A 25,494-nucleotide genomic window follows, 5' to 3' on the forward strand; every position below is an offset into this window, starting at 1 on the left:
TCCACCACCTTTGTCACCGCACCTTCTTTGTTTTTGCTTTGGATGAAAGGAAACATCACCATGACCACCCTCAATTACGACGTGATCCAGCAGCCGGGTGCTGTCCCGATCAAGCTGTGGACCCGCGGCGTGCCGCTGGAAGACCAGGCGCGCGAGCAGCTGCAGAACATCGCCAGGCTGCCCTTCATCCACAAGTGGATCTCGGTGATGCCCGACGTGCACCTGGGCAAGGGCGCGACCGTGGGTTCGGTGGTGCCGACCATCGGCGCGATCATTCCTGCGGCGGTCGGCGTGGACATCGGCTGCGGCATGATCGCGGTGCGCACCACGCTGGTTGCCAGCGACCTGCCGGACAACCTGTCGGCCGTGCGCAGCGCGATCGAGCGGGCGGTGCCGCATGGCCGCAGCGTCACCCGCGGTGGCCGCGACAAGGGCAGCTGGGACACGCCGCCCGAACTGGCCGTGGAAGGCTGGGCGCAGCTGGTGGATGACTTCGCATTGATCTGCGAGCGTCATCCGCGCCTGAAGAACACCAACAACCTCAAGCACCTGGGAACGCTGGGTACCGGCAACCACTTCGTCGAGGTCTGCCTGGACCAGGAGCAGCGCGTGTGGTTCATGCTGCACTCCGGTTCGCGTGGCGTGGGCAATGCCATCGGCACCTACTTCATCGAGCTGGCCAAGCAGGAAATGCGCCGCTGGATGATCAACCTGCCCGACCAGGACCTGGCCTACCTGCCCGAGGGCAGCCAGCACTACGGCGACTACGTGTTCGCAGTGGACTGGGCGCAGCGTTTCGCACGCATGAACCGCGAGGTGATGATGCGCAACGTGGTGGCTGCGGTGCGCACGGTGATCAGCAAGCCGTTCGAGGCCGAGGCCGAGGCGGTGAACTGCCACCACAACTACGTGAACCGCGAGACCCACTTCGGCAAGGACGTGATGCTGACCCGCAAGGGCGCGGTGAGTGCGCGCAGGGGCGAACTGGGCATCATTCCGGGCAGCATGGGAGCCAAGAGCTTCATCGTGCGTGGCCTCGGCAACGAGGACAGCTTCCACAGCTGCAGCCACGGTGCCGGCCGCGTGATGAGCCGTACCCAGGCACGCAAGCTGATCACCGTGGATGACCACGCTAAGGCCACCGCGCACGTGGAATGCCGCAAGGATGCGGAGGTGGTGGATGAATCGCCGGCGGCCTACAAGCCGATCGAGGCGGTAATGGAGGCCCAGCGCGATCTGGTCGAGATCGTGCACACGCTGCGCCAGGTGGTGTGCGTGAAGGGATGAAGCAACCCGTGCGCGGCGTACACTGCGCCGCGCACGGCAGCAGGGCCCGGCATCGAAACAACGGGCATGGAGGAACAGACAGATGGACATGATTGAACTGGATGGCGGGCAGGGTGGCGGACAGCTGCTGCGCTCGGCACTGACATTGAGCCTGTGCACCGGCACCGGCTTCACGCTGCACAACATCCGCGCGATCCGGCGCAAGCCGGGATTGATGCGCCAGCACCTGACCGCGGTGAACGCCGCGGCGCGGGTCGGCAACGCGTGTGTGCACGGTGCGGAACTGGGCGCTACCTCGCTGCGCTTCGAGCCGGGTGCGGTGAGCGCTGGCGACTATCATTTCGCGACCGGCAGCAGCGGCTCGGCAACGCTGGTGCTGCAGACCGTGCTGCCGGCACTGTGGCGCGCGCAGGGGGCGTCGCAGCTGCTCCTGGAAGGCGGTACCCACAACCCGCTGGCGCCCAGTGCGGACTTCATCGCCGAAAGCTATCTGCCGGCGCTGCAACGGATGGGCGTGCAGGCGTCGATGCAGCTGCTGCAGCACGGCTTCCATCCGGCAGGCGGTGGCGTGATGGAGGTGCAGGTGCAGCCGTGCGCAGCGCTGCAGCCGCCGTCGCTGGAGGTGCGTGCGCCGTTGCAGGGAATCGAGGCACAGGTACTGATGTCCGGACTGTCCAGCGGCATCGGCCTGCGCGAACTGCAGGTGCTGGCCGAGACGCTGGGCGTGGACCCCCATCCGCGCAACGTGCGGTCGATACGGCCGGCGCTGGGACCGGGCAATGTTGCCCTGGTGCGCGTGCGGCATGGCGACCACGTGGAGGTGTTCAGCGGGCATGGCGAGCGCAGTGTCTCCGCCGAGCAGGTCGGCGCGCGCCTGGCCGGGCAGGTGAAGCAGTACCTGGACGGCGCGGGTGCCGTTGGCGAGTACCTGTCTGACCAGTTGCTGCTGCCGATGGCGCTGGCGGGCGGCGGTGCGTTCACCACCCACGTGCTGAGCGATCATCTGGTCAGCAATGCGCGGTTGATCGAGAAGTTCCTGCCGGTGGAATTCGACTGGCAACCGCACGAGGGTGGCTGGCGGATCACGGCGGAGGCTTGAGTGCCCGCCGGGCATGGCCCGGCGCTACCGGAGCATCCCTGCCGCGTGTCGATCCTGGGCATGTTGCGCCGGGCGATGCCCGGCCGCGCATCGGCCGGGCAACCCGCGCTGCGCAGACAGGCGTGCGCGCTGCCGGATTGATCCTGCGCAAGGCACGATCTCCACATCGGGTATGTAATGGTGTCGTTCCCACTGGGTAGATCACCGCGGAGCCCCATCATGTACAAGCGCATCCTGATCGCCACCGACGGTTCGGAGCTGGCCGACAAGGGCCTAGCCAAGGGCCTGGAGCTGGCCAAGGACCTCAACGCCGAGGTCGACATCGTCACCGTCTCCGAGCCATGGGCCGTCGGCATGTACGACGCCATGGGCTGGAGCGTGGGTTACATGAACAGCCCGGAGTACAAGGCCGACCGCGAGGAAGGCGCGCAGAAGGTGCTGCAGCCTGCCCTGGCCAAGGCGGCCGAGCAGGGCATCACCGCCAATCCGGTGCATGTGCTGGACCGCTATGCGGCCGACGGCATCATCGAGACGGCGGGCCAGCGCAACAGCGACCTGATCGTGATGACCTCGCACGGCCGCCGCGGCGTCACCCGCGTGCTGCTGGGCAGCCAGACCGCCGAGGTGCTGGCGCGCAGCACGCTGCCGGTGCTGGTCATCCGCTGATACGAAAGCGTTCCCGGGGAGGGGACCCGACGCCGGCCGCAGGATGCGCGCCGGCGTTGTTTTTTCCGGCGCCCGGTAGAGCATCCACGCATGGCGTGGATCTACTCAATCTCACCGTCAAAGATCCACGCCATGCGTGGATGGGAACCACCCGAAATGCCCAGTAGATCCACGCCATGCGTGGATGGGGGCCACCCGAAATGCCCAGTAGATCCACGCCATGCGTGGATGGGCCTTGCCGATCGCCTCGACGCGGTCAGAGCCCTTTCCTGCAGAAGGGGATCCGACCCTGCCTACATCACCAGCTGTACAGCTTCCAGTACACCGGCGACACACCGTCCTTGTCGTTGTCGAAGCGGCCATCGCCGTTCTTGTCGTACATGTAGAACGGCGCGCCGCGTGCCGGCGTCACCTTGACCATGCGCAGCTGGCCGGACACCCGGTACTCCTCGATGGTGTCACCGTTGTCCATCGTGCGCTTGGAGACATCGGCGCCCTTGACGTCCACCGGGGGCGCGCCGGCGCCGCCCATGCTGGCGCAGCCAGCGAGCAGGAGCACGGAAGCCAGCATCAGGGTTTTCATCGGCGGGGCCTTTGCCTGGAAAGAGCCTTGATTATGCCCCATCGTCGCGTCACTGCCGTGTCGCCTCGGTGCAGGCGTGGGCGCGTAGAATCGTCGCATGAGCAGATTAGTCCTGATCGACGGGTCCAGTTACCTGTACCGCGCGTTCCACGCGCTGCCGCCCCTGTCCAATGCACAGGGTGAGCCCACCGGCGCGCTGTTCGGCGTGGTCAACATGCTGCGCTCGACGCTGAAGGAGCGCCCGGCCTACGTCGCGTTCGTCGTCGATGCCCCCGGCAAGACCTTCCGTGACGACCTGTACGACCAGTACAAGGCCAACCGCCCGCCGATGCCCGATGAACTGCGCAGCCAGGTCGAGCCGATGTGCCGCATCGTCGAAGCGCTGGGCATCAGCATCCTGCGCATCGATGGCGTGGAGGCTGATGATGTGATCGGCACCCTGGCCCTGCAGGGCGTGGCACAGGACCTGAAGGTCACCATCTCGACCGGCGACAAGGATTTCGCCCAGCTGGTCCGGCCGGGCATCGAACTGGTCAACACCATGACCGGCAGCCGCATGGATTCGGACGCGGCGGTGATGGACAAGTTCGGCGTGCGTGCCGACCAGATCGTCGACCTGCTGGCGCTGATGGGCGACACCGTGGACAACGTGCCCGGGGTCGAGAAGTGCGGGCCGAAGACGGCCGCCAAGTGGCTGGCCGAATACCAGCACCTGGACGGGGTGATCGCGGCCGCGCCGACCATGAAGGGCAAGATCGGCGAGAACCTGCGCGCCGCGCTGGAGCGGCTGCCGCTGAACAAGGAGCTGGTGACCATCCGCACCGACGTCGCGCTGGACGCCAGCCCGACCACGCTGGCCCTGCGTGACCCGGATGTGTCCACGCTGGGCGAGCTGTACCTGCGTTACGGCTTCACCCAGGCATTGAAGGAGCTGGGTGGGCCGGTACCAGCGCCTGCGGTGGCCAACGACGCGACGCCCAGCCTGCGTGGCACCGCGGCCGGCTTTGCCCGTGGCAGCGCCGAAGCGCCGCCGGCGGGCGAACTCGATCCGGCGCTGTCGGCGCCCGGCGAGTACGAGACCGTGCTGACCACCGAGCAGCTGCAGGCCTGGGTCGCACGCGTGCAGCAGGCCGATCTGATCAGCTTCGATACCGAGACCGATGCGCTGGATGCGATGCGCGCGCGGTTGGTGGGCATCAGCCTGGCGGTGGAACCGGGCAAGGCTGCCTACATCCCGGTCGGCCATGACTATCCGGGCGCGCCGGCACAGCTGCCGCTGGCGCAGGTGCTCGACGCGCTGCGGCCGGTGCTGCAGGACCCGGCGAAGAAGAAGCTGGGCCAGCATGGCAAGTACGACCTGCACGTGCTGCGCCGCCATGGCGTGGACGTACAGGGCTACCACGACGACACCATGCTCGAGAGTTTCGTGCTCAATTCCACCGCCACCCGCCACGACATGGATTCGCTGGCCCTGCGTTACCTGGGCTACAACACCATCAAGTTCGAGGAGGTGGCCGGCAAGGGCGCCAAGCAGATCTCGTTCTCGCAGGTGGGCATCGACGAGGCCAGCCGCTACGCCGCCGAAGACGCCGACATCACCCTGCGCCTGCACCATGCGCTGCAGCCGCAGCTGCTGGCCGAACCGACCCTGGACAGCGTGTACCGCAGCATCGAGATGCCGCTGGTGCCGGTGCTGACCAGCATCGAAGCCAATGGCGTGCGGATCGACACCGACGAACTGCGCCGGCAGAGCCAGGACCTGTCCTCGCGCATGCTGGCCGCGCAGCAGAAGGCCACCGAACTGGCCGGGCGCAGCTTCAACCTGGATTCGCCCAAGCAGCTGCAGGCGGTGCTGTTCGACGAACTGAAGCTGCCGGCGGTGGTGAAGACCCCCAAGGGCCAGCCCAGCACCAACGAAGAGGCGCTGGAGGCGATTGCAGAGCAGCACGAGCTGCCGCGGGTGATCCTTGAATACCGTGGCCTGGCCAAGCTGCGCAGCACCTATACCGACAAGCTGCCGGAGATGGTCAACCCGGACACCGGCCGGGTGCACACCAGCTACCACCAGTCCGGCGCGGCCACCGGCCGCTTGTCCTCGTCCGATCCGAACCTGCAGAACATTCCGATCCGCACCGAGGATGGCCGCCGCATCCGCCGCGCGTTCATCGCCCCGGAAGGCTTCCAGCTGCTGGCGGCCGACTATTCGCAGATCGAGCTGCGGATCATGGCCCACCTGTCCGGAGATCCGGGCCTGGTGCGCGCCTTCGAGCAAGGCGCCGACGTGCACCGCGCTACCGCCGCCGAAGTGTTCGGCCGCACCCTGGAAGAAGTGACCAGCAACGAGCGTCGCGCGGCCAAGGCGATCAACTTTGGCCTGATGTACGGCATGAGCGCGTTCGGGCTGGCCCGCAACCTCGGCATCGACCGAGGCCAGGCGCAGGACTACGTGGCGCTGTACTTCAGCCGCTATCCGGGCGTGCGTGACTTCATGGAGCGCATGCGCGAGCAGGCCCGGGAGCAGGGCTACGTGGAGACCCTGTTCGGTCGCCGCCTGTACCTGAACGACATTCATGCACGTAACCAGGGCCTGCGTGCCGGCGCTGAACGCGCGGCGATCAATGCCCCGATGCAGGGCACGGCCGCCGACATCATCAAGCGCGCCATGGTCGCGGTGGATCAGTGGCTGCGTGACAGCGGTGCTCCGGCGCGGATGATCCTGCAGGTGCACGATGAACTGGTATTCGAAGCCGAGACCGGGTTCATTGAAGCGCTGCGCAGCAATGTCGTGCACCACATGTCGCAAGCAGCACAATTGCGAGTGCCGCTCGTGGTCGATACCGGCATCGGCAGTAACTGGGATGAGGCGCACTGAGTCGCATTCAGGCCGGAAATGCCGTGAATTCGTTCATTTGTGCGATGTTTCTGACTCAAACATGAATGTTCCCCTGAGGGGTGCTTATTAAATTGGGCCCCTTCACGAACCGTTAGTGTTCGGAGTGCTTCTATAACTCCCGACAGGCGCAATGCCTGTTGTGGATCTCTCCCATCCCCTGGAGCAGATCTCGGAACGGGGGCTCCTCCCCAAGCACCCGTTCCCCGGCCCCGTTGACCTCCCCCTGGTCAGCGGGGCTTTTTTATTTGTGTGCTGCTGCGCCACGCTGGGCCATCGCTCAGCAGGGGAACCCGCAATGCCCAACCTGTTCGCCCTGGCGATGCCGTGGTGGAAATTCACCCTGCGCGCGGTGGTGGTCTACGCGGTGGTGCTGGGCATGGCCCGGCTCAGTGGCAAGCGCGCGCTGGGACAGGTCACGCCGTTCGATGTGCTGCTGATCGTGCTGCTCGGCAACGCGGTGCAGAACGCGTTGCTGGGCACCGATACTTCGCTGGCCGCCCGCTGATCCTGCTGAACTACGGCGTGGACTGGATCACCGCCCGCAGCCGCCGCATGGAACGGCTGATCGAAGGCGAACCGGTGGTGATCGCGCGCAACGGCAAGCTCTTCGACAGCGTGCTGCGGCGCGAGCTGGTCAGCCGCGCCGATTTCGAGGTCGCCATGCGCCAGCAGAGCTGCATCGGCGTGGAAGAGGTGGAACTGGCGCTGCTGGAAACCAACGGCCACATCACCATCATTACCATCATTCCCAAGCGCAAGGACGATTGGGCGGGCGCGGTGACTCGCTGTGGCGCTGCGCTTGCTGCTACTGCTCCGCAGCCTGCGCCTTCATGCCCGCCCAGTCACGTGTGGCGTCCACATCGCAGGCTACATGGGTGCCCTTGCCGTCCTTGGCGCAGATCGCCGCCATCGTCTGCAGAACCTCGGGGTCGGCGGTATGCGCATAGCCTGCGGCGAGCCCCAGGCAGCCATCGCGCACGCCGGCGCTGCACAGCTTGATGAAATAGGGCTGGGCCTGCGCCCACTTCTCCGCGCTGTGCAGTTCCTCACCCGCGACCTTGCAGCCGAGCAGCTTGCCGTCGTCGCAGCATGACGCGGCGCCGCCCTTGCGGGCCAGGATCGGGCAGTCCAGCGGCTGCGGGATCTCCACGAATGCCGGCGGCGGCTGGCAGCTCGTCGCGGACTTGTCCATGCGCTGGTAGTAGCCGTAGCGGTTGTCCTTGTCCATCCCGGCCAGGGTTCCGTTGCTCAGTGGCTGCAGTACGAAATCGCTGCCGACGTCACGACTGATCAGGATCCTGCCGTCCTGCACGCGTGCGCGCAGGCGGGTGCCGACACCCTCCACTTCGACCAGGCCGGCATCCAGGAACCGCAGCGACGACAGCAGGCCAAGCTCGGCCTCGAAGCGGCCGCAGGGAAGCGCGGTAGCTGCGACCGGGGTCAGCGCCGACGGCGCCAGCGGGGTCAGCATCGCCAAGCCCTTGGCCGGGCCGCAGGCGTAGCTGCCCTCGCGCTGCGTGCACGAGCGCTGCAGGGCCTGTTGCGCCTGCTGCAGGCGTCCGCCGTTCCACAGCGCTTCGGCCACGTTGCTGCAGAACGACTCGCCCTGCTGCTGCGTGCACAGCGCCGCCAGTTCATCCAGCTGCGCTGCTGGCAGCGGTGCGTCCAGCGTCTGCTCCAGACCCATCACTGCCCTGCCCATCAGTTCGCCGGCCATGGCCTTCATGACGGCCATGCAGGCTTCCCCCTCCTCGGGCGATGCATCATCGCGGCAGTAGGCCGGCATCTGCGGCTCGGCCCGGGCACGCCGCGGCTGCGCCTCCTCGGCCTGGCGCTGGTAGGTCTCCTGCAGTTGGGTGCAGGCTGCCTCCACGCCCTCGCTGCACCAGGCGTGCAACTGCGTGGGCGCGGCCTCAGGCAGCGCCTCCAGGCAGTCGCTGGTGTCGGCCATGCAGCTGCCTTCGACCATCTCCGGTACCGGCTTGCAGGCGGCTGCTGCTTTCAGGTGGAACGTGTGGTACCCGCCCGAGATCGTGCGATCGCTGTCACTGAATTCCCAGTTTTCCAGACGGCCGGTGGACAGGTTGCCGGTGCCCAGCAGGTTGTCCTGGCGTACCAGCCGCAGCCGTTCCGTGGCCTGGTAGGGGCCCGAAAGGAAGCCATGGGCTTCGCTCTCGATGGTCAGGCTGGCGTTGCCATCGTCCTGCAGGTAGGTGCCGCAGGCCATCGACTGCGCGGCCACCGGCAGGCTGGGCGCGGCCAGCGCGAGCAGCAGCATGGCGCGCCAGGTGGCCATCCGGCGGCGTGGGGAAACAACAACGGTCATCACGGTCTTCCTTGATTCAAGACAAGAGGGGGAATGAAGCGGAGCACGCCGCAGTGGAGCAGGCCGCCGTGCGGGCGGCGGTCCGCACAACTGCCGGGATTGCGCAGCGGCAACGCGTGCAGCGCCCGGTAGCCGAAGCGCCTACACCCAGTCGCGTGGCACCAGGTAATCGGCCAGGCGCGCTTCGGCGCTGCCGTCTTCCGGGGTAAAACCGTACTCCCAGCGCACGCGCGGGGGCAGGCTCATCAGGATGCTCTCGCTGCGGCCGCCGCTCTGCAGGCCGAACAGTGTGCCGCGGTCGTAGACCAGGTTGAACTCGACGTAGCGGCCGCGGCGGTACAGCTGGAACTCGCGTTCGCGCTCGCCGTAGGGCGTGTCCTTGCGCTGCTGCACGACCGGCAGATACGCATCGAGGAAGCCATCGCCGACCGCGCGCAGGTAGGCGAAGTCACGCTCGAAATCGCCGTGCAGGTCGTCGAAGAACAGACCGCCCACGCCGCGTGTTTCATTGCGATGGCGCAGGAAGAAATATTCATCGCACCAGCGCTTGTGCGCGGCGTAGCGCTCTTCTCCGAACGGCGCGCAGAGATCGCGTGCGGTTCGATGCCAGTGCTGCACGTCCTCGTCGAACGGGTAGAACGGGGTCAGGTCGAAGCCACCGCCGAACCAGCTGGCCACCACTTCGCCATCGCGCTGCGCCTGGAAGAAGCGTACGTTGGCATGGGTGGTCGGCACGTAGGGATTGAGCGGGTGGAACACCAGCGACACCCCGGTGGCGCGCCATGAGGCGCCGGCCAGTTCCGGCCGGTTGGCCGAGGCAGACGGCGGCAGGCGGCTACCCGCCACATCGGAAAAGCCGATGCCGGCCTGCTCGAACACCGCGCCATCGCGCAGCACGCGGGTGCGGCCACCGCCGCCCTCGGCACGCTGCCACAGGTCTTCCTGGAAGCGTGCCCGGCCATCGGCGGACTCGATCGCTGCACAGATGCGATCCTGCAGGTAGGTGAGGTAGGCGCGAACGCGCTCGAATTCGTTCATGGCGCGTACTTTACCGCAGGGCCTGCCCGAAGCTGCGGGCAGGCCCTGGCGGACTCAGCGCTTGCGGTTGGAATTGCGCGGCGCCGGGGCGTCGTCCACTGCCGCTTCGGCGGCCGCCTTCTGCAGGGCACTGCCCAGCGTGATCAGATCCCAGTTCTGGGTTCCGAGCACGTCGCAGGCCACGTGGAGGCCGTTGCGGTCGGCCTTGCACAGCTGTTCCAGGGTTGCACGTGCGTCCACACCGGCACCGTTGCCCTGCGCGGTGACCAGGTTCTCGCACCCCTCGCGGACACCGGCGCGGCAGACCGTGGTGTAGTGTTCGGCGGCCTGCAGCCAGTTCCCGGACAGCGCAAGGCGGTTGCCCAGGATGTTGCAGCCCTGCAGCTTGCCTTGTGCGCAGCAGGCCTCGGCACCACCGCCATCGGCCCGTGCCAGCGGGCAATCCTGTGGCAGCGGCAGCACCGTGTACTGCTTCGGTGCGCTGCAGCCGGTTGCGCCCTCACCCGTGGGAGCGAACACCTGGAAACGGGTCCAGCTGTCCAGGCCCAGCAATTGGCCGCCAGGCAGCGGACGCAGCACGAAGTCACCGCCCTTGTCATGGCGGATACGGATGTCGCCGCCCTCGACACGCGCACGCAGCTGGCTGCTCCAGCCAACACCGACCAGGCCGGCGTCACCGAAATCCAGCGTGTCCATCAGGCCGCCGTCGGACCGGTAGTTGCCACAGGGCAGGGCCGTTGCGGGCTGCGGTTGCAGCGATGCGCCCACCGCCTGCAGCGCAGGCAGGCGCTCGCAGGCAGAGGTTTCATTGCCAGGTGTGCAGGCCGCAGCCAGTGCCTGCACCGCCTGCAGGGGATCTCCCGCTTCCCAGGAAAGTTCAGCCACGCGGGTACAGAAGCCGCCGTGCGGTACCTTCCGGCACAGCTGCAGCAGCTGTTGGCGGCGCTCAGCCGGCACGATCACCGGCGCGGTGGGCGCCGCCATCGTCACCACTGCTTCGGTCATGGCTGCGGTCATCGCGGCCTTGACCAGCTGCTCCTGCACCGCAGGCGCGGCCTCCAGGGCTGCGGCACAGGCCGGGGTTCCCTGCTCGAAGCCGCCGTCGTGGCAGGCGGCAGGGAGCTCAATGCCGGACAGGGCGGCGTCGAGCGCAGCCTTCTGCACGGCAGGATCGGCGTCGACCGCAGGTTTGGCCTCATCGTGCCAACGATCAGCCAACTGCAGGCACATGCCCGGCACGCCTTCCTGGCAGGCCGATTCAAGAACGGAAAGCGGGGCGATGGTGCGATTGTCCAGGCACGCCGCCGCATCGGCCAGGCAGCTGCCAGCGGCAGGTGTGGCTGCCGCAGCGCATTGTGCCGGCGCCTGCAGGGTGTAGGTCGCGCCATCCACCTCGACGGTGCGGCCACGATCGCGCACCTGCAGCGCGCTGGGCAGGCCGTATTCCAGGCTCACCAGCTGCAGCTTTCCGTCGATCTGCTGGAAGGCGACCGGAGACGGCGCGCTGCCGAAATGCTTCTGCTCGCCGCGATTGGGTGAGCTGACGCGCAGCGTGCTGCTGCCTTCATCGGCCTTGAACAAGCCGCATTGTGGCGATTGTGCAGCAGCCATCGGCGTGGCCAGCAGCAACGCCCAGGCCAGCCAGCGGCGGTGCGGTGCGGGTGAAGGCATGTCGTCTCCTTGACGATTGAACGGGACAGTCCAGGCGCTATGGCGAACCACGGCCCTCGCGCTGGGGCGTGCATTGTGCCGTGCCGGGCACCGGCTGGTAGCGCTGATAACCGGTCCGCGTGTCCATGCCGAGCAGGTCGCCGTTGCCGAGCTGGCGCAGCACAAGGGTTTCACCGTCCTGCTGCAGGTGGATGGCGCCTTCCTGCAAGCGGGCGCGTGTGCCATCTCCAAAGTCGAGCGTCTCGATCGCGCCCCCATCGGCCTGGTAGCGGCCACAGGGCACCTGCTGGGCCGGCACCAGGCGTAGATCGGCACCGAGTTCACGCAATGGTGCGGTACGTTCGCAGGCGCTGACGCGCCCCGTATCGCAGACCACCTGCAGGGCCTGCACCGCCAGCGCAGGTTCCAGTGCATCCAACTGCTCTGCAGCCACTTCCACGCAGAAGCGGCCACTACGCTGCTGCAGGCACAGCTGCTGCAGGCGATCGCGTGCAGCGGCCGGAAGGGGCGAATCCAGCGTGTCTTCGTCTTCCCGTTGCAGGCGTTCACCCACCCGCTGCATGGCGGCAGCCAGCGCATCGTCGGTCAGCGCCTCGCAGGCTGCTGTGTCATGTCCGGGCGTGTGTTCGCGGCAGACGGAGGGGCGCTCGAAGCGCGCGGGGCCGATGTCGTCGCTTCCCACCGCAGTCACTTCATCGCGCAGCTGTCTCAGCACCATCGAGCAGCCCGCGCCAACGCCTTCGTTGCACGCGCGCTGGGCCTGGCCGGGCGAGGCCGTGGGCAGCTGCGCGATGCAGTGGCTGCCGGCGGCGCGGCAGCTGCCGTCCATCGCGCTGGGTTCGATGGCGCAGGCGCGGGGCTGGCGCAGGGTGTAGACCACGACGACGTCGTCCTCGATGCGCTGCCCATCGGCACTGATCCGGATCGGCTGCGCCAGGCCATCGTCGAGCATGATCAGCCGGGTCCGGGCCGCACTGCGATCGACCCACAGCGGCTCCGGCTCACCGATGTCGTTGTGGCGGTAGCCGGTGCTGGGGGTGGTGAACACGAGCGCCATGCCGCCATCGGTACTGCGGTATTCGCCACACCGCAGCGCATCGGCACCGGCAGGCAGTGCGATGAGCAGGAACAGGGTGGGCAGGAAGTTCAACAAGCGCATGCGACGATCCTTGTCGTGCGGGAACGGATGCAACTCAGTGGAAGCGCGCGCGGATGTCCGGTCGCAGCAGGCGCCAGCCCAGCCAGCCCTGCAGGCCCGCGAACAGCACCGATGTGCCGACCAGTGTCAGGGTGAACAGCACGCGCTGCACCTGCAGCTCATGTTGTGCCGACGGGTCGCTGGCGAGCAGCGCGATCAACACCAGCAGCAGGCGGTCCATCCACCAGGCGATCACGAAGTTGGCCAACGCACTCAGGCCCAGCATCCACACATAGGCCCACAGCCCCCACCGGCGCCCGCGCCACAGGCCCCAGCTGGCCAAGGTCGAGACCAGGCAGAGCAGGGCAACAAGCAGCGAGGTGGCCGCCGGATGTTTCAGCATCCACCACAGGCTACCGTCGAGCTGCTGCTCCCACGCCAGGGTCACCAGCGTCGTCCAGAACCCGGTGCGGGCCAGTGCAGCGGCCATCAGCGCCTGCGCGAGGAAGTAGAGGGTGACCAGCAGGCACAACCAGAACGAGCCCTGCGCCACTGCGCCGACCCAGTTGTTGGGTGGGGGTGGGGTGGGTGCGGGGATCGGGGGAATCGCGGCTGACATCCGTTGTCCGTGTGAGCGATGCCCGCCTCGTCAGCGGGCCGTCGCCAGGGCAGCGACCGCCGGCAGGATATGGTGTTCGCTCAAGGGTGCCAAGGGCTGGCCGTGCGGCGGCTGCAGCGGCACCCAGGCCAGTTCGGCGATCTCCGCACGTGCGCACGGTTCACCTTCGATCCAGACCCGCCAGGCCTGTGCCTGCACGCGGTGGCCGGGCTCGTTCACCGCCCAGTCCTCGAACGTGCCCAACGGCAGCGCCGAGGCGGCATCCAACTGCACGCCCAGTTCCTCGTCCAGCTCGCGTGCCAGTGCCTGCAGGGGTGCCTCGCCGGGGTCGGGCTTGCCACCGGGCTGGATGAAGCGGCTGGCGCCGTGCTTGCGCACCACCAGCGCCCGGCCGCGATCATCCAGGATGACCGCAGCCACGATGTGGATCGTGGCCGCGGCAGCACTCACTTCAGGTTCTGCTCGAACAGCTTGAGGATGCGCTTGTACTGGTCCAGCCAGGAATCGGCGCGCACGTAGCCGTGGCGCTCCAGCGGGTACGGCGCGATCGACCAGTTGTCCTTGTGCAGCTCGATCAGGCGCTGGGTCAGGTTCACCGAATCCTGGAAGAACACGTTGTCGTCCATCATGCCGTGGGCGATCAGCAGGTTGTCCTTCAGGTTCTGTGCGTACTCGATCGGCGACGACACGCGGTACGCCTCCGGATCGATGTCCGGGGTGTTGAGGATGTTGCTGGTGTAGCCGTGGTTGTACTGATGCCAGTCGACCACCGGGCGCAGCGCGGCGCCGGCCTTGAACGTGCCCGGCGAGCGGAACAGCGCCATGAAGGTCATGAAGCCGCCGTAGGAGCCGCCGTAGATGCCGGCATGGTCACGGTCGCCCTGCTGGGTGTCGACCAGCCAGTCCAGGCCATCCTTGTAGTCTTCCAGCTCCGGGTGGCCCATGTTGCGGTAGATGGCCGTGCGCCAGTCGCGGCCGTAGCCCTCGCTGCCGCGGTAGTCCATGTCCAGCACGATGTAACCCTTCTGCACCAGCAGGTTGTGGAACATCTGCTCGCGGAAGTAGGCCGGGTAACGCTGGTGCACGTTCTGCAGGTAGCCGGCACCGTGCACGAACATCACGATCGGGTACTTCTTCCCCGGTTCCTTGTTCTCCGGCTCGTAATACTTGGCCCAGACCACGCCGGCGCCGTGCTTGGACGGCACCGCCACCAGCTTCGGCTGGACCCACTGGCGCGCCTTGTACTCGGCCGTGCGGGTATCGGTCAGCACGCGCGCCTGGCCAGCGCCGGTGCTCGGCACCACCGCCAGCTGCGCCGGCAGGTAGGCGCCGGAGTAGCGCACCAGCAGCTGCTGGCCGTCCGGCGACAGCGAGAAGTCTTCCACGCCGTTGAGGCTGGTCAGCTCACGCACTTGGCGCGCAGTGGTATCGACCGCGCAGACTTCGTAGTCATGCGGGGCCTGCTGGTTGCACAGGAAGTAGAAGCCCTTGCCGTCGGCCGACAGCACCGGCGCCGAGGTCTCCCACTTGCCACTGGTCAGCGCCTGCGGCTTGCCGCCGCCGGCCTGGGTGTACAGGTGCGAGAAGCCGGATTCCTCGGACAGCAGCCACAGCGTGCGGCCATCGGCCATCCAGCCGAAATCGTTGAAGCCCCAGTTGATCCAGGCGTTGTCGGTCAGCCGGTGGCGGTGCTGCACGCGGCCGTCGGCAGCGGCAACGCTGACGATCCAGCGGTCCTTGTTGTCGTTGGCGCGCAGCATCACCGCAGCCTGCTGGCCATCGGCGCTCCAGCGGATGCCTCCGCCCATGAAATCGCTCATTACCTGCACGCTGCGGTCGCCCTTCAGCGCGTCCTTGCCGGCCTTGCGGCGCAGCTCGGCCAGCGGATCGGTGCCGATGCCCGGCAGGCTGGAAAGCGACAGCTTCTCGGCCTTGCCGCTGCGTACATCCACGAACCACAGGGTGTGCGGCTCGAAGCCGTTGCGGCCGACGCGGGTACGGGTGTCCTCGGTTTCCTCGTAGCCCGACTCGGTCACGTACAGCGGCATCTTGCCGCCGCGGCCGTCATCGAAGTCCTTCGGCTTGGTGGTCACGATCAGGTGGCCCAGGTCCGGCGACAGCACGCTGTCGACGATCTCCACGTCGGCGCCCAGGAATACCGGGCCCGGTGTGCGGGTCGGGTCGGCCTGGCGCCAGCGCTGGTCCTGGTCCTTCAGCGCCTCGCGCTGTTCGCGGTCGCGGCGCAGGGTTTCCAGCGTGCGCAGCTGCTGGTCGCGCAGCACGTCGGCCTTCGGCGGCGTGCTGGGATCCTTGTCGGCCTTCAGGCTGGCCACCTGCTGCACACCGCTGGCGGCGGTCCAGTGGAACCAGTTCTGGCCGACGCGCCAGATCACGCCGTTGTCGGCGGCGAAGTTCACGCCGGCGGCGCGCTCGTTGCTGCGGGTCAGCTGGGTCAGCGCGCCGCTGCGCAGGTCGCGCACGAACACGTCGCCGTTGCGCACGAAGGCGCTGCGGCTGCGACTGCGGTCGTACACCGGATCGGCGACGTCCAGGCTGCCGCGCTGGTCGTCGGCTACCTGTGCGGCCACGCCACCGGCCACCGGCTGGCGGAAGGTGTCGCGCACCGGGCTGCCGTTGCGCTTGAGCTGGTATTCCACCTGCTGGCTGTTCCACGACCACCAGGCCTTCTCCACCGGCGGACCGATCCAGTCGGGGTCGGCCATGGCCTGTTCGATGGTGATCGGCGTCGGCGCGGCCTGGGCGGCCGGAGCGGCCAGCACGGCAGACAGCAGGAGGGACAGGGGCAGCACTCGGGACATGGGCGGACAGCACCAGAAGAGGAAACCGGGCAAGCGTAGCAGCCGCAAGGGCCGTGGGAGGGGGCCACAGGTCATGGCAGCGGGATTGGCAAAGTGGTGCAACCGGTCGGCAGGGTCGCGCATCCAATCTCCTGAACCCGCATCATCCACCGGACAGGAGCACGACCATGCAGGAACTCATCCCGATCACCCTCTTCATCTGCACTGCCTATGCGATCCATGCCATCGCCGATGCGCGTGCGCGCAGCAAGCTGGTGGCGCCGCACGTGCCGGAAGAGGTGATCCGCTCGCTGGCGCTGCTGGAAGAGGAGCGCCGCCGCCAGGGCGCGCTGCGCTGGGGCATCAGCCTGGTGTGCCTGGCACTGGCCATGGCGCTGCTGGAGGCCATCGGTGCACGCGACCTGACGTTCGGCGCCGCCGCCGCGATGGTCGGCAGCGCCGGCCTGGGTCAGCTGCTGGCCTGGCACTTCACCCGCCCCGCAGTGCGCAAGGGCTGAGCCGGCGCATGCTGCGGGCACAGGGGAAGCGCCACGCATGAGCCTGCTCAGGGGAGCGCTGGCTGCATTGCGGGGACGGCATCGACCGGATGCCGCGGCCGCGACCACCCCTGCCGAGCCGCTGGATGCGGACCAGGCGCTGGTGCGCGCCATCATCGACGGCTCGCAACCGGCCTTCGCGCAGTTGGTGGAAACACACCAGCGCACCTGCGCGCATGTGATCGGCCGCATGGTCGGCGACCGCGACCAGGTGGCCGACCTGCTGCAGGAAACGTTCCTGGCGGTATTCCGCCAGCTGCACCGGTTCCGTTTCGAATCCTCGCTGCGCACCTGGATTTCGCGTGTGGCCTACACCACCGCGTTGCAGTACCTGCGGCGGCGCCGACTGGAGGCGCAGTGGATGGTGGCGGTGCAAGCGCCCGAGGAGCTGGGGGTTGGTGACGACGGGCCGGGTCCGGCGGAAATCAGCGAGACATTGCAGGCCGGCCGCCACCTCGGCGCGGCGCTGGAACGATTGAGTGCGCCGCAGCGCCTGATCGTAGGCCTGCATTATCTGGAGGATTTCGATCTGGCCGAGATCGAACAGGTGACAGGCCTGGCACGCGGTACCATCAAGAGCCACCTGTACCGTGCGCGCCAGGTCCTGAAGCAGGAACTGGTGCGGCACGCCACCGCCGGAGAGCTGCTGTGAACCGACCGACCGATTCCCGTGATGCGGAAGAGCGCGCGCTGGCAGAGGCGTTGCGTGAGCAGGCGCAGCCGGAAGAGACACCGGATGTGAGTGAGGTGCTGCGGAAGCGCATTGTCTCCGAATCGCGCGATAGCGGCGTGGGCTATGTCGTGGTGCAGGTGGTGTTGCTGGGGGCGCTTGTGGCTGGGGGCGTCTGGTACTTTTGGCATTGAGGCGCCCGCCGGGTGATGGGCCGCTTCAATCGCTGTTGGTAGATGCCGACCTTGGTCGGCGCTTGGGCGTGTGCCAACCAAGGTTGGCAGCTAACAGAGCGGTTGAACGGTAGCGCCGCGCCATGTCGGCTGCGCCTTCTCCACCTGCGACAAAGTGAAGCAGCGCGTCACCCGGTCGCATCCCGGCTTAACGATATCCCCCTAAAGTGGTCTGGTATCCCACCGGCACCTGGCAGGAGGCGTCCCTTGGACGCGTTGTTGTTGTCGCGGATCCAGTTCGGATTCGTCATCAGTTTCCACGTACTGTTCCCGGCCTTCACCATCGGCACTGCCAGCTGGCTGGCCTTCATCGAATGGCGCTGGCTGCGAACGAAGCTGCCCGTCTGGCGCGAGCTGTACTTCTTCTGGCAGAAGATCTTCGCGGTGTCGTTCGGCATGGGCGTGGTCAGCGGCATCGTCATGGCCTTCCAGTTCGGCACCAACTGGCCGCGGCTGAGCGAAGTGGCCGGTACGGTCATCGGCCCGCTGCTGACCTACGAAGTGCTGACCGCGTTCTTCCTGGAAGCCAGCTTCCTCGGGGTGATGATGTTCGGCTGGGGCCGGGTGTCGCCGCGCCTGCATTTCCTGTCCACCTGCATGGTGGCGCTGGGCACGTTGTTCTCCACGTTCTGGATTCTGTCGTCCAACAGCTGGCTGCATACGCCGGCCGGTTACGAGATGGTCAACGGCATCGTGCATCCCGTCGACTGGTGGCAGGTGGTGTTCAACCCGTCCTTCCCGTACCGGTTGGCGCACATGGCACTGGGCTCGTTCATCACCACCTGTTTCGTGATCGGTGGCGTGGGTGCCTGGTACCTGCGTCGTGGCCAGCACGTGGAAGCGGGCCGGCGGATGTTGATCGCCGCCGTCGCGTTCGCCGCGCTGACCGTGCCGGTGCAGATCTTCGTCGGCGACATGCATGGCCTGAACACGCTCAAGCACCAGCCGATGAAGATCGCGGCGATGGAAGCGCACTGGCATGAGACCAAGGAGGGCGAGGGCGTGCCGCTGGTGGTGTTCGCGCTGCCGAACGAAAAGGAGGAACGCAACGACTTCGAAGTGGCCATCCCGAAGCTCGGCAGCGTGATCCTCACCCACAGCCTGGACGGCACCTTCGATCCGCTGACGTCGGTTCCGGCCAGCGAGCGGCCGCCGGTGACGCCGGTGTTCTTCGCCTTCCGCATCATGGTCGGGCTGGGCACGCTGATGCTGGTGCTGGCCTGGGTCTCGGCCATCCAGTTGTGGCGCAGGAAACTGCTGGATTCGCCGTGGCTGCTGCGCGGCTGGAACTGGATGCTGCCCAGTGGCTTCATCGCGCTGATATCGGGCTGGTTCGTCACCGAGATGGGACGGCAGCCGTGGGTGGTATACGGCGTGCTGCGCACCGCCGATGCGGTGGGCCCGCAGAGTGCATGGATGACCGCGCTGTCGCTGACGGTGTACGTGGTCGGCTATGCCTTCGTGTTCGGCTGGGGCATCTGGTACCTGGTGAAGATCCTGCGCCATGGCCCGCAGCCGTACGACGCAGGCCCTTCGCTGGACCATGGCAGCCACACCCCGGCGCGGCCGCTGTCGGCCGCCGACGAACCGCTGGAGGAGCGCTGACATGGACCTGATGACCTGGCTGCCGGTTGCATGGTTCGCGGTGATCGGCTTCGGCGTGCTGATGTACGTGGTGCTGGACGGCTTCGTGCTCGGCATCGGCATCCTCGCCCCGTTTTCCGAGGACGAGGAGCAGCTGGACCTGATGATGAACACCGCCGCGCCGATCTGGGATGGCAACGAGACCTGGCTGGTGCTCGGTGGCGCCGGCCTAATGGCGGCGTTCCCGAAGGCCTACGCGGTGCTGCTGTCGGCGCTGTACCTGCCGGTGCTGCTGCTGGTGGTGGCGCTGGTGTTCCGTGGCGTGGCCTTCGAGTTCCGTTTCAAGGCGCACCGTTCGCGGCGGCTGTGGAGCGTGGCTTTCGGCCTCGGTTCGCTGCTGGCCACCTTTGCCCAGGGCGTGATCCTCGGCACGCTGGTGCAGGGCCTGCCGCTGGTCGATGGCGTGTACCAGGGCGGCGCGTTCGGCTGGTTCAGCCCGTTCGCGATGCTGACCGGTGCCGCGCTGGTGGCCGGCTACGCATTGCTGGGCAGCACCTGGCTGATCCTGAAGACCGAAGGGCGCGTGCAGGCGCTGGCCCGGCAGATGACCCGGCCGCTGGTGGTGGCGGTGATCGCGGCGATGGGCCTGGTCAGCAGCTGGCTGCCGTTCCTGCAGTCGCGGCTGATGGACCGTTGGTTCAGCGACGGCAACTTCTGGTGGTTGTCGCCGGTGCCGCTGCTGACCCTGGCGGTGGCCATCGCGCTGTGGCGCAGTGCCACCCATCCGCGTCGCGACCTGCCGCCGTTCCTGCTCAGCCTGGCGTTGTTCGTGCTCGGCTTCGCCGGCCTGGTGCTGGGCATGTGGCCGTACCTGCTGCCGCCGTCGATGACGCTGTGGCAGGCAGCCGCGCCGGCCTCTTCACTCGGCTTCACCCTGGTCGGGCTGGTGCTGCTGCTGCCGGTGATCCTGGGCTACACGGCGTGGTCGTACCGGGTGTTCCGCGGCAAGGTCCGCGCCGACGCCGGCTACCACTGAATCCGTTCGCTGGTGCAGTTCACGCGGGGGGCGGTCGTTGGCCGCTCCCCGTTGTGTTTTGTGAAACATGTCATCCCTGTGTCGGACGTGCTAGCGTGCGCTCCTTTCCGGCAGCCAGGGGGGCGGCCGGCGACGTCCTGGACGGATGCATGGCTGCAGGAATGGGGGGCAGCCGCGTGTCGCCGTAATGGCTCGAGACTCTCGTTCGCCCATCGAAACATCACCGGTAATGATCGAATTTTCCGTTGTCGACTGGGCTGCCTGGGCGCCTGGCCTGACCGAGCGTAGCCAATGGATGGGCTGGGCCGGGTCGCCGTTCCTGCCGCAGGGCGAGGACACGCCGGCCTTGGCCGAGATTCCGGCCATGCAGCGCCGCCGTATCGAGCGCCTGGGCCGCATGGCGATCCAGACCGCGTGCTGGTGCGAGGACGGGCAGGGCGCTGACAGCCAGGTGCCGCTGGTGTTCGCCAGCCGCCATGGCGATGTCGCCCGTTCGATGGACCTGCTGGGCTCGCTGGTGGCCGATCAGCCGCTGTCACCCACCGGCTTCGGCCTGTCGGTACACAATGCCATCGCCGCGCTGTATTCGATCGCCCGCGGCCACCGTGGCAACTACCTGGCGTTGTCCGCCGGCCAGTCGACGGTGGAAGCGGCGTGCCTGGAGGCCGTCGGCCTGCTTGGTGATGGGGCCAGTGAAGTGCGGATCGTGGTCTATGAGTCGCCATTGCCCGACGTTTATGCTGAATTCGCCGACGAACCCGACCCGTTCTTTGCCTGGTGCTGGCGTCTGGCACCCGCCGGCACCACCGGTGGCACCGATCTTTCGCTGTCCTGGCAGGTCGCCGGCGACGTCGATCCGAGCGCGCCGGGCCTGCTGCCGCATGCGCTGGACCTGCACCGCTTCCTGCTGGCCGGGGATCCGCTGCTGCAGCACGTGACCCAAGGCCAGCGCTGGTCCTGGCGCCGCCGTGGCTGAGGCGCTGCGCCGCCTCGATCATGCCTGGCGGGTGTTCGGCACCGGCCTCAGCTTCGCCGCGTTTGGCGTGGGTGGGCTGCTGCTCGGCGTGCTGGTGATGCCGGTGCTGCTGTTGATGCGCGACCCAGTGGCGCGGCGCCGCCGGGCCCGCCGGCTGGTCCAGCGCGCCTTCGCCAGCCACGTGTGGCTGATGTGCCGGCTGGGGGTGATGACCCTGCAGGTGGAAGGGCGCGAACGCCTGCAGCGCGACGGCCTGCTGGTGCTGGCCAACCACCCGACCCTGATCGACGTGGTGTGCCTGATCGCCTTGCTGCCCAACGCCGACTGCGTGGTCAAGCGGGCGGTGGCCTGCAACCCGTTCATGCGCGGGCCGGTGCGCGCGGCGGGCTACATTTCCAATGACGACGGCGCCGGTCTGGTCGATGACTGCGCGGCGGCCGTGCATGCCGGCGGCACCCTGGTCATCTTCCCGGAAGGCACCCGCAGCGTGCCCGGGCAGCCGCTGCGGCTGCAGCGCGGCGCCGCCAACATCGCCGTGCGCGGGCGCCTGGACATCACCCCGGTGCGCATCACCTGCACGCCGCCGACGTTGACCAAGGGCCAGAAGTGGTATCGTGTGCCCTCACGTCGTTTTCACGTTCAGCTGCAGATCGGCGAAGATATCCCGATCGCGCCGTTCCTGGCCGAAGATGACTCGCCAAGGGGGGATGCCCTGGCGGCCCGTCGCGTCACCGACCACCTCACTCGTTATTTCGACCTGTCTGGAGATCCGACCCGTGCAAGCACTTGAGCACGAGATCAAGGAATTGATCATTTCCTCGCTTTCACTGGAGGACATCACCCCGGAGGACATCGATCCGACCGCGCCGCTGTTCGTGGAAGGCCTCGGCCTGGACTCGATCGATGCGCTGGAACTGGGCCTGGCGCTGCAGAAGAAGTACGGTGTCAGCCTCTCGGCCGACTCGGAAGAAACCCGTCGCCATTTCTCCAGCGTGCGCGCGCTCGGCGAGTTCGTCGCCGCCCGCCAGTCGTAAGGCGCCAGGAACTGCCATGACCAAGAATGAATTGTTCGAGCGCATCGTCCGCATCCTGACCGACAGCTTCGAGATCGAGCCGGCGCGGATCAGCCCGGAATCGCGCCTGTACGACGACCTGGACATCGACAGCATCGATGCCGTGGACCTGATCGTGCAGCTCAAGCCGCTGCTCGGCCGCAACCTGCAGCCTGAAGCGTTCAAGGCCGTGCGCACCGTGCAGGACATCGTTGATGTCGTGCATGGCCTGCTGCCCGGTCAGGCCGCTGCCTGACAGCAGCACGGACGCCGCGACCATGGCACGGGCACGCATGGTCGTGGTGGCAGCGATTTCGCTTGCCTATCCGGTGCTGGTCTACGTGGCGATGGGCCGCTTCGAACCGCGCTGGCTGTCGCTGCTGCTGTTCGCGCTGGCCCTGCTGCGCGCGCTGAGCACCCGGCAGCCGTTGTGGTGGGCCGCCGCCGCCGGCGCGGGCCTGCTGGCCGGGCTGGCCACCGTGCTCAACCAGGCGCTGCCGCTGAAGCTTTACCCCGCGCTGGTGAACGTGGTGATGTTGACGGTGTTCGCCACCAGCCTGCGCTTCGGTCCGCCCCTGGTGGAACGCCTGGCGCGCCTGCAGGAGCCGGACCTGCCACCGTTCGCGGTGATCTATACCCGTCGCGTCACCCAGGTGTGGTGCGGCTTTTTCGTTCTCAATGGTGGTCTCGCCCTGCTCACCGCGCTGTATGCGTCGGACCGGGTCTGGATGCTCTACAACGGATTGTTGGCGTACGTGATGATGGGAATGTTGTTCGGGGGCGAATGGCTGGTACGGCGTCGGGTCAAGGCAGCGCACGCGCATGGCTGACTGGATCGCCCTGGATCGGCTGCTGATCACGGCGCAGCCCGGCCGCGACATTGGTGTCTGCGATGGCGTCGCCGTCGACCACGCTGACTTCCGCCTGCGCGTGCTGGCCTGGCGTGACGCTTTCAGCACTGCCAAAGGCCGTGACTGGGCGCTCTACTTCGATGACACCGTAGCCTTCGCTGCGGCGTTGTTCGGTGCCTGGCACGCCGGCAAGCGGGTGTTCCTGGCTGCCGACAACCTGCCCGCGACATTGCTGGCGCTGCAGCCGCAGGTGAGTGGTTTTGCAGGTGACCTGTCGGCCGATTACCAGCCCTTGCAGGCCGCTGACGCTGCCGACGATGCGGCGCTGCTGCCGTTGGACGAGCGCGCCTGCGAACTGTGCGTGTTCACCTCCGGCAGCACCGGCCAGCCCAGCGCCATCAGCAAGCGGCTGGACCAGCTGGCGCGCGAGGTCGATGCGCTGCAGGCTGCCTTCGGCGCCCAGCTGGACGGCGCCCAGGTGCATGGCACCGTGTCCCACCAGCATATCTATGGCCTGCTGTTCCGCGTGCTGTGGCCGCTGGCTGCCGGTCGCGCAATCCAGCCCCGGCGCTTTTTCCATGAAGACCTGGTGGGCGCGCTGGCCGGTACCGATACGGTGCTGGTCGCCACCCCGGCCCATCTCAAGCGCCTGCCGGAGCAGCTCGACTGGGCCAGCCTGCGCGGTCGCCTGCGTGCGGTGTTCTCCTCCGGCGGCCCGCTGCCCGAGGAGGCTGCGCGCCAGGTCCGCCAGTGGTTGGGCGTGGCGCCCACCGAGGTTTACGGCAGCAGCGAAACCGGCGGCATCGCCTGGCGCCGCTGGGACTCCGATGCACCGCCGTGGCGGCCGTTGCCGGGCGTGCAGTGGCGGATCGAGGAGGACTGCCTGGCGGTCGCCTCGCCGCACCTGGAGACGTCGGACTGGTGGCGCACCCAGGATCGCGTGGAAGCACTGGCCGATGGCCGCTTCCGCCTGCTGGGCCGTGCCGACCGCATCGTCAAGATCGAAGAGCGGCGGGTTTCGCTGGATGCGCTGGAGCGTGCGCTGCGCGAGGATCCAGAAGTCGAGGACGTGCGCGTGCTGGTCCTGCAGGGCCAGCGCGAGCAGCTGGCGGCAGTGGTGGTGCCGGCCGATCCGGCATTGGCACGTGCCGGTGACAGCGCACGGCGTGCGCTGGGGCAGCGGCTGGGCGCGCGGCTGGCGCAGGGCCATGATGCGGTCACCCGGCCGCGCCGCTGGCGCCTGGTCGAATCGCTGCCGATCAATGCCCAGGGCAAGGTCCCCCAGGCGGCGCTGGTCGCGCTGTTCCAGCCATTGATGCCGGTGCCGGTCTGGGACTGTCGCGAAGAGGCGGAGGCCACCCTGCGGATGACACTGGATCCCGCGCTGCGCGCGTTCCAGGGCCACTTCCCGCAGGCGGCGATCCTGCCCGGCGTGGCCCAGCTGGACTGGGCGGTGCGCTTCGGTCGGCAGGCCTTCGTGCTGCCGACCGGTTTCCAGCGCATGGATGCAGTGAAGTTCCAGCGCGTGGCCCGGCCTGGGGACGAGCTGACCCTGCAACTGCAGTGGGACGCCGAACGCGGCGTGCTGACGTTCCGCTATACCTCCGAGCATGGCGTGCACGCCAGCGGCAGGGTGGTCTTCGCCGATGCGCATTGAACCGGCCACCGCTGGCGGCGCGTTCGCGCCGCTGGTGGTCATTCCCGTGTACGACCACGAGCACGCCATCGGCGCGGTGGTCGATGGTGTGCAGGCCGCGGGCCTGCCCTGCCTGCTGGTCGACGATGGCTCCCAGCCCTCCTGCGCGGTGGTGCTGCGGGAGCTGGCACAGCGGGCGGGCGTCGACCTGCTGCGGCTGGATGTGAACCAGGGCAAGGGAGGGGCGATGCTGGCCGGTTTCGCTGAAGCGCAGCGTCGCGGGTATACCCATGTGCTGCAGATCGACGCCGACGGCCAGCACGACACCGGCGACCTGTCGCGCTTCATCGATGCCGCCCGCGCGCGCCCGGACGCGGTGATCTGCGGCATTCCCGCCTACGATGCCAGTGTGCCGAAGGCACGCCTGTATGGTCGCTACGCCACCCACATCTGGGTGTGGATCAATACGCTGTCGCTGCATCTGCGCGACACCATGTGTGGATTCCGCGTATACCCGCTGCCGCCGGTGCTGCGCCTGATCGGCGAAGAGACCATCGGTCGGCGCATGGATTTCGATACCGAAGTGATGGTGCGCCTGTACTGGCGGCAGGTACCGGTCGAGCATCTGGCCACGCGCGTGACCTATCCGGCCGACGGCGTTTCGCATTTCGATGTGTGGCGCGACAACGTGCGCATCAGCCGCATGCATACCCGGCTGTTCTTCGGCATGCTCCGGCGTGCGCCGCGCCTGCTGTGGCGCCGGCTGCAGGGGCAGGGCTGA

At 67.7% G+C, this 25,494-nt stretch carries 24 protein-coding genes and 1 pseudogene; 17 read left to right on the forward strand and 8 right to left on the reverse strand.

Annotated elements, in window-relative coordinates; genetic code table 11:
• Positions 1-60: 60 nt before the first annotated feature.
• The 3 genes from WKB25_RS12895 (at position 61) to WKB25_RS12905 (ending at position 3,052) form a co-directional block, all read left to right on the forward strand.
• Positions 61-1,287, forward strand: coding sequence for an RtcB family protein (locus WKB25_RS12895; protein WP_340571089.1), 1,227 nt, complete (start codon positions 61-63; stop codon positions 1,285-1,287).
• Between the two features lie 82 nt (positions 1,288-1,369).
• Entirely contained in the window at positions 1,370-2,386 is a 1,017-nt protein-coding gene (rtcA, locus tag WKB25_RS12900; protein WP_340571090.1) for an RNA 3'-terminal phosphate cyclase, read from the forward strand.
• 219 nt (positions 2,387-2,605) lie between these two features.
• Entirely contained in the window at positions 2,606-3,052 is a 447-nt protein-coding gene (locus WKB25_RS12905; protein ID WP_025878044.1) for a universal stress protein, read from the forward strand.
• Between the two features lie 298 nt (positions 3,053-3,350).
• Here the strand turns inward: WKB25_RS12905 and WKB25_RS12910 are convergent, their stop codons facing one another.
• Positions 3,351-3,635: a DUF2782 domain-containing protein gene (locus tag WKB25_RS12910; RefSeq protein WP_099819903.1), complete on the reverse strand. Its 285-nt coding sequence runs from the start codon at positions 3,633-3,635 to the stop codon at positions 3,351-3,353.
• A 97-nt stretch (positions 3,636-3,732) separates the two neighbouring features.
• Between WKB25_RS12910 and polA the strand changes: the two genes are divergently transcribed.
• Positions 3,733-6,507 (forward strand): DNA polymerase I, encoded by a 2,775-nt coding sequence (polA, locus tag WKB25_RS12915; protein WP_340571092.1) that lies wholly within the window; start codon positions 3,733-3,735, stop codon positions 6,505-6,507.
• Positions 6,508-6,823: 316 nt separating this feature from the next.
• Positions 6,824-7,284: pseudogene (locus tag WKB25_RS12920) on the forward strand (YetF domain-containing protein); the annotation flags it as partial.
• Positions 7,285-7,333: 49 nt separating this feature from the next.
• Here the strand turns inward: WKB25_RS12920 and WKB25_RS12925 are convergent.
• The 7 genes from WKB25_RS12925 to WKB25_RS12955 all read right to left on the reverse strand — a co-directional run bounded on the left by WKB25_RS12925 (position 7,334) and on the right by WKB25_RS12955 (position 16,139).
• Entirely contained in the window at positions 7,334-8,854 is a 1,521-nt protein-coding gene (locus WKB25_RS12925) for a hypothetical protein (RefSeq protein ID WP_340571093.1), read from the reverse strand.
• A 141-nt stretch (positions 8,855-8,995) separates the two neighbouring features.
• Positions 8,996-9,892 (reverse strand): oxygen-dependent coproporphyrinogen oxidase, encoded by an 897-nt coding sequence (gene hemF / locus WKB25_RS12930; RefSeq protein ID WP_340571094.1) that lies wholly within the window; start codon positions 9,890-9,892, stop codon positions 8,996-8,998.
• Between the two features lie 54 nt (positions 9,893-9,946).
• A complete protein-coding gene (locus WKB25_RS12935) occupies positions 9,947-11,563 on the reverse strand; it encodes a hypothetical protein (RefSeq protein ID WP_340571095.1) in 1,617 nt (538 codons plus the stop codon).
• Positions 11,564-11,600: 37 nt separating this feature from the next.
• A complete protein-coding gene (locus tag WKB25_RS12940) occupies positions 11,601-12,722 on the reverse strand; it encodes a hypothetical protein (protein ID WP_340571096.1) in 1,122 nt (373 codons plus the stop codon).
• A gap of 34 nt (positions 12,723-12,756) precedes the next feature.
• On the reverse strand, positions 12,757-13,320 hold the full coding sequence (locus tag WKB25_RS12945) for a hypothetical protein (RefSeq protein ID WP_340571097.1): 564 nt from the start codon (positions 13,318-13,320) through the stop codon (positions 12,757-12,759).
• Between the two features lie 30 nt (positions 13,321-13,350).
• On the reverse strand, positions 13,351-13,770 hold the full coding sequence (locus tag WKB25_RS12950; RefSeq protein ID WP_340571098.1) for an NUDIX domain-containing protein: 420 nt from the start codon (positions 13,768-13,770) through the stop codon (positions 13,351-13,353).
• A complete protein-coding gene (locus WKB25_RS12955; RefSeq protein ID WP_340571099.1) occupies positions 13,767-16,139 on the reverse strand; it encodes a S9 family peptidase in 2,373 nt (790 codons plus the stop codon). The genes WKB25_RS12950 and WKB25_RS12955 overlap by 4 nt, the downstream gene beginning before the upstream one ends.
• 167 nt (positions 16,140-16,306) lie before the next feature.
• Between WKB25_RS12955 and WKB25_RS12960 the strand changes: the two genes are divergently transcribed.
• The 12 genes from WKB25_RS12960 to WKB25_RS13015 all read left to right on the forward strand — a co-directional run bounded on the left by WKB25_RS12960 (position 16,307) and on the right by WKB25_RS13015 (position 25,494).
• A complete protein-coding gene (locus WKB25_RS12960) occupies positions 16,307-16,636 on the forward strand; it encodes a hypothetical protein (protein WP_089237767.1) in 330 nt (109 codons plus the stop codon).
• A 37-nt stretch (positions 16,637-16,673) separates the two neighbouring features.
• Positions 16,674-17,327: a sigma-70 family RNA polymerase sigma factor gene (locus WKB25_RS12965; protein ID WP_340571100.1), complete on the forward strand. Its 654-nt coding sequence runs from the start codon at positions 16,674-16,676 to the stop codon at positions 17,325-17,327.
• Complete coding sequence (locus tag WKB25_RS12970) at positions 17,324-17,539, forward strand: hypothetical protein (RefSeq protein WP_340571101.1); 216 nt, start codon at positions 17,324-17,326, stop codon at positions 17,537-17,539. The genes WKB25_RS12965 and WKB25_RS12970 overlap by 4 nt, the downstream gene beginning before the upstream one ends.
• 246 nt (positions 17,540-17,785) lie before the next feature.
• Positions 17,786-19,183: a cytochrome ubiquinol oxidase subunit I gene (locus WKB25_RS12975; RefSeq protein WP_340571102.1), complete on the forward strand. Its 1,398-nt coding sequence runs from the start codon at positions 17,786-17,788 to the stop codon at positions 19,181-19,183.
• A gap of 1 nt (position 19,184) precedes the next feature.
• Complete coding sequence (gene cydB / locus WKB25_RS12980) at positions 19,185-20,198, forward strand: cytochrome d ubiquinol oxidase subunit II (protein WP_340571103.1); 1,014 nt, start codon at positions 19,185-19,187, stop codon at positions 20,196-20,198.
• A gap of 229 nt (positions 20,199-20,427) precedes the next feature.
• Positions 20,428-21,174, forward strand: a complete 747-nt coding sequence (locus WKB25_RS12985; RefSeq protein WP_340571104.1) for a beta-ketoacyl synthase chain length factor — start codon at positions 20,428-20,430, stop codon at positions 21,172-21,174.
• A complete protein-coding gene (locus WKB25_RS12990; RefSeq protein ID WP_089237756.1) occupies positions 21,167-21,964 on the forward strand; it encodes a lysophospholipid acyltransferase family protein in 798 nt (265 codons plus the stop codon). Before WKB25_RS12985 ends, WKB25_RS12990 begins: the two co-directional genes overlap by 8 nt.
• Positions 21,951-22,208: a phosphopantetheine-binding protein gene (locus WKB25_RS12995; RefSeq protein WP_005411610.1), complete on the forward strand. Its 258-nt coding sequence runs from the start codon at positions 21,951-21,953 to the stop codon at positions 22,206-22,208. The genes WKB25_RS12990 and WKB25_RS12995 overlap by 14 nt, the downstream gene beginning before the upstream one ends.
• A gap of 16 nt (positions 22,209-22,224) precedes the next feature.
• Positions 22,225-22,482 carry an acyl carrier protein gene (locus WKB25_RS13000; RefSeq protein WP_025878014.1) on the forward strand — a complete coding sequence of 86 codons (258 nt, stop codon included), beginning with the start codon at positions 22,225-22,227 and terminating at the stop codon, positions 22,480-22,482.
• 22 nt (positions 22,483-22,504) lie between these two features.
• Positions 22,505-23,056: a hypothetical protein gene (locus tag WKB25_RS13005; protein WP_340571105.1), complete on the forward strand. Its 552-nt coding sequence runs from the start codon at positions 22,505-22,507 to the stop codon at positions 23,054-23,056.
• Positions 23,049-24,734: an AMP-binding protein gene (locus WKB25_RS13010; protein ID WP_340571106.1), complete on the forward strand. Its 1,686-nt coding sequence runs from the start codon at positions 23,049-23,051 to the stop codon at positions 24,732-24,734. Before WKB25_RS13005 ends, WKB25_RS13010 begins: the two co-directional genes overlap by 8 nt.
• Positions 24,724-25,494 (forward strand): glycosyltransferase family 2 protein, encoded by a 771-nt coding sequence (locus WKB25_RS13015; RefSeq protein ID WP_340571107.1) that lies wholly within the window; start codon positions 24,724-24,726, stop codon positions 25,492-25,494. Before WKB25_RS13010 ends, WKB25_RS13015 begins: the two co-directional genes overlap by 11 nt.

The organism is Stenotrophomonas sp. G106K1 (assembly GCF_037969685.1).
Classification (GTDB): Bacteria; Pseudomonadota; Gammaproteobacteria; order Xanthomonadales; family Xanthomonadaceae; genus Stenotrophomonas; species Stenotrophomonas lactitubi.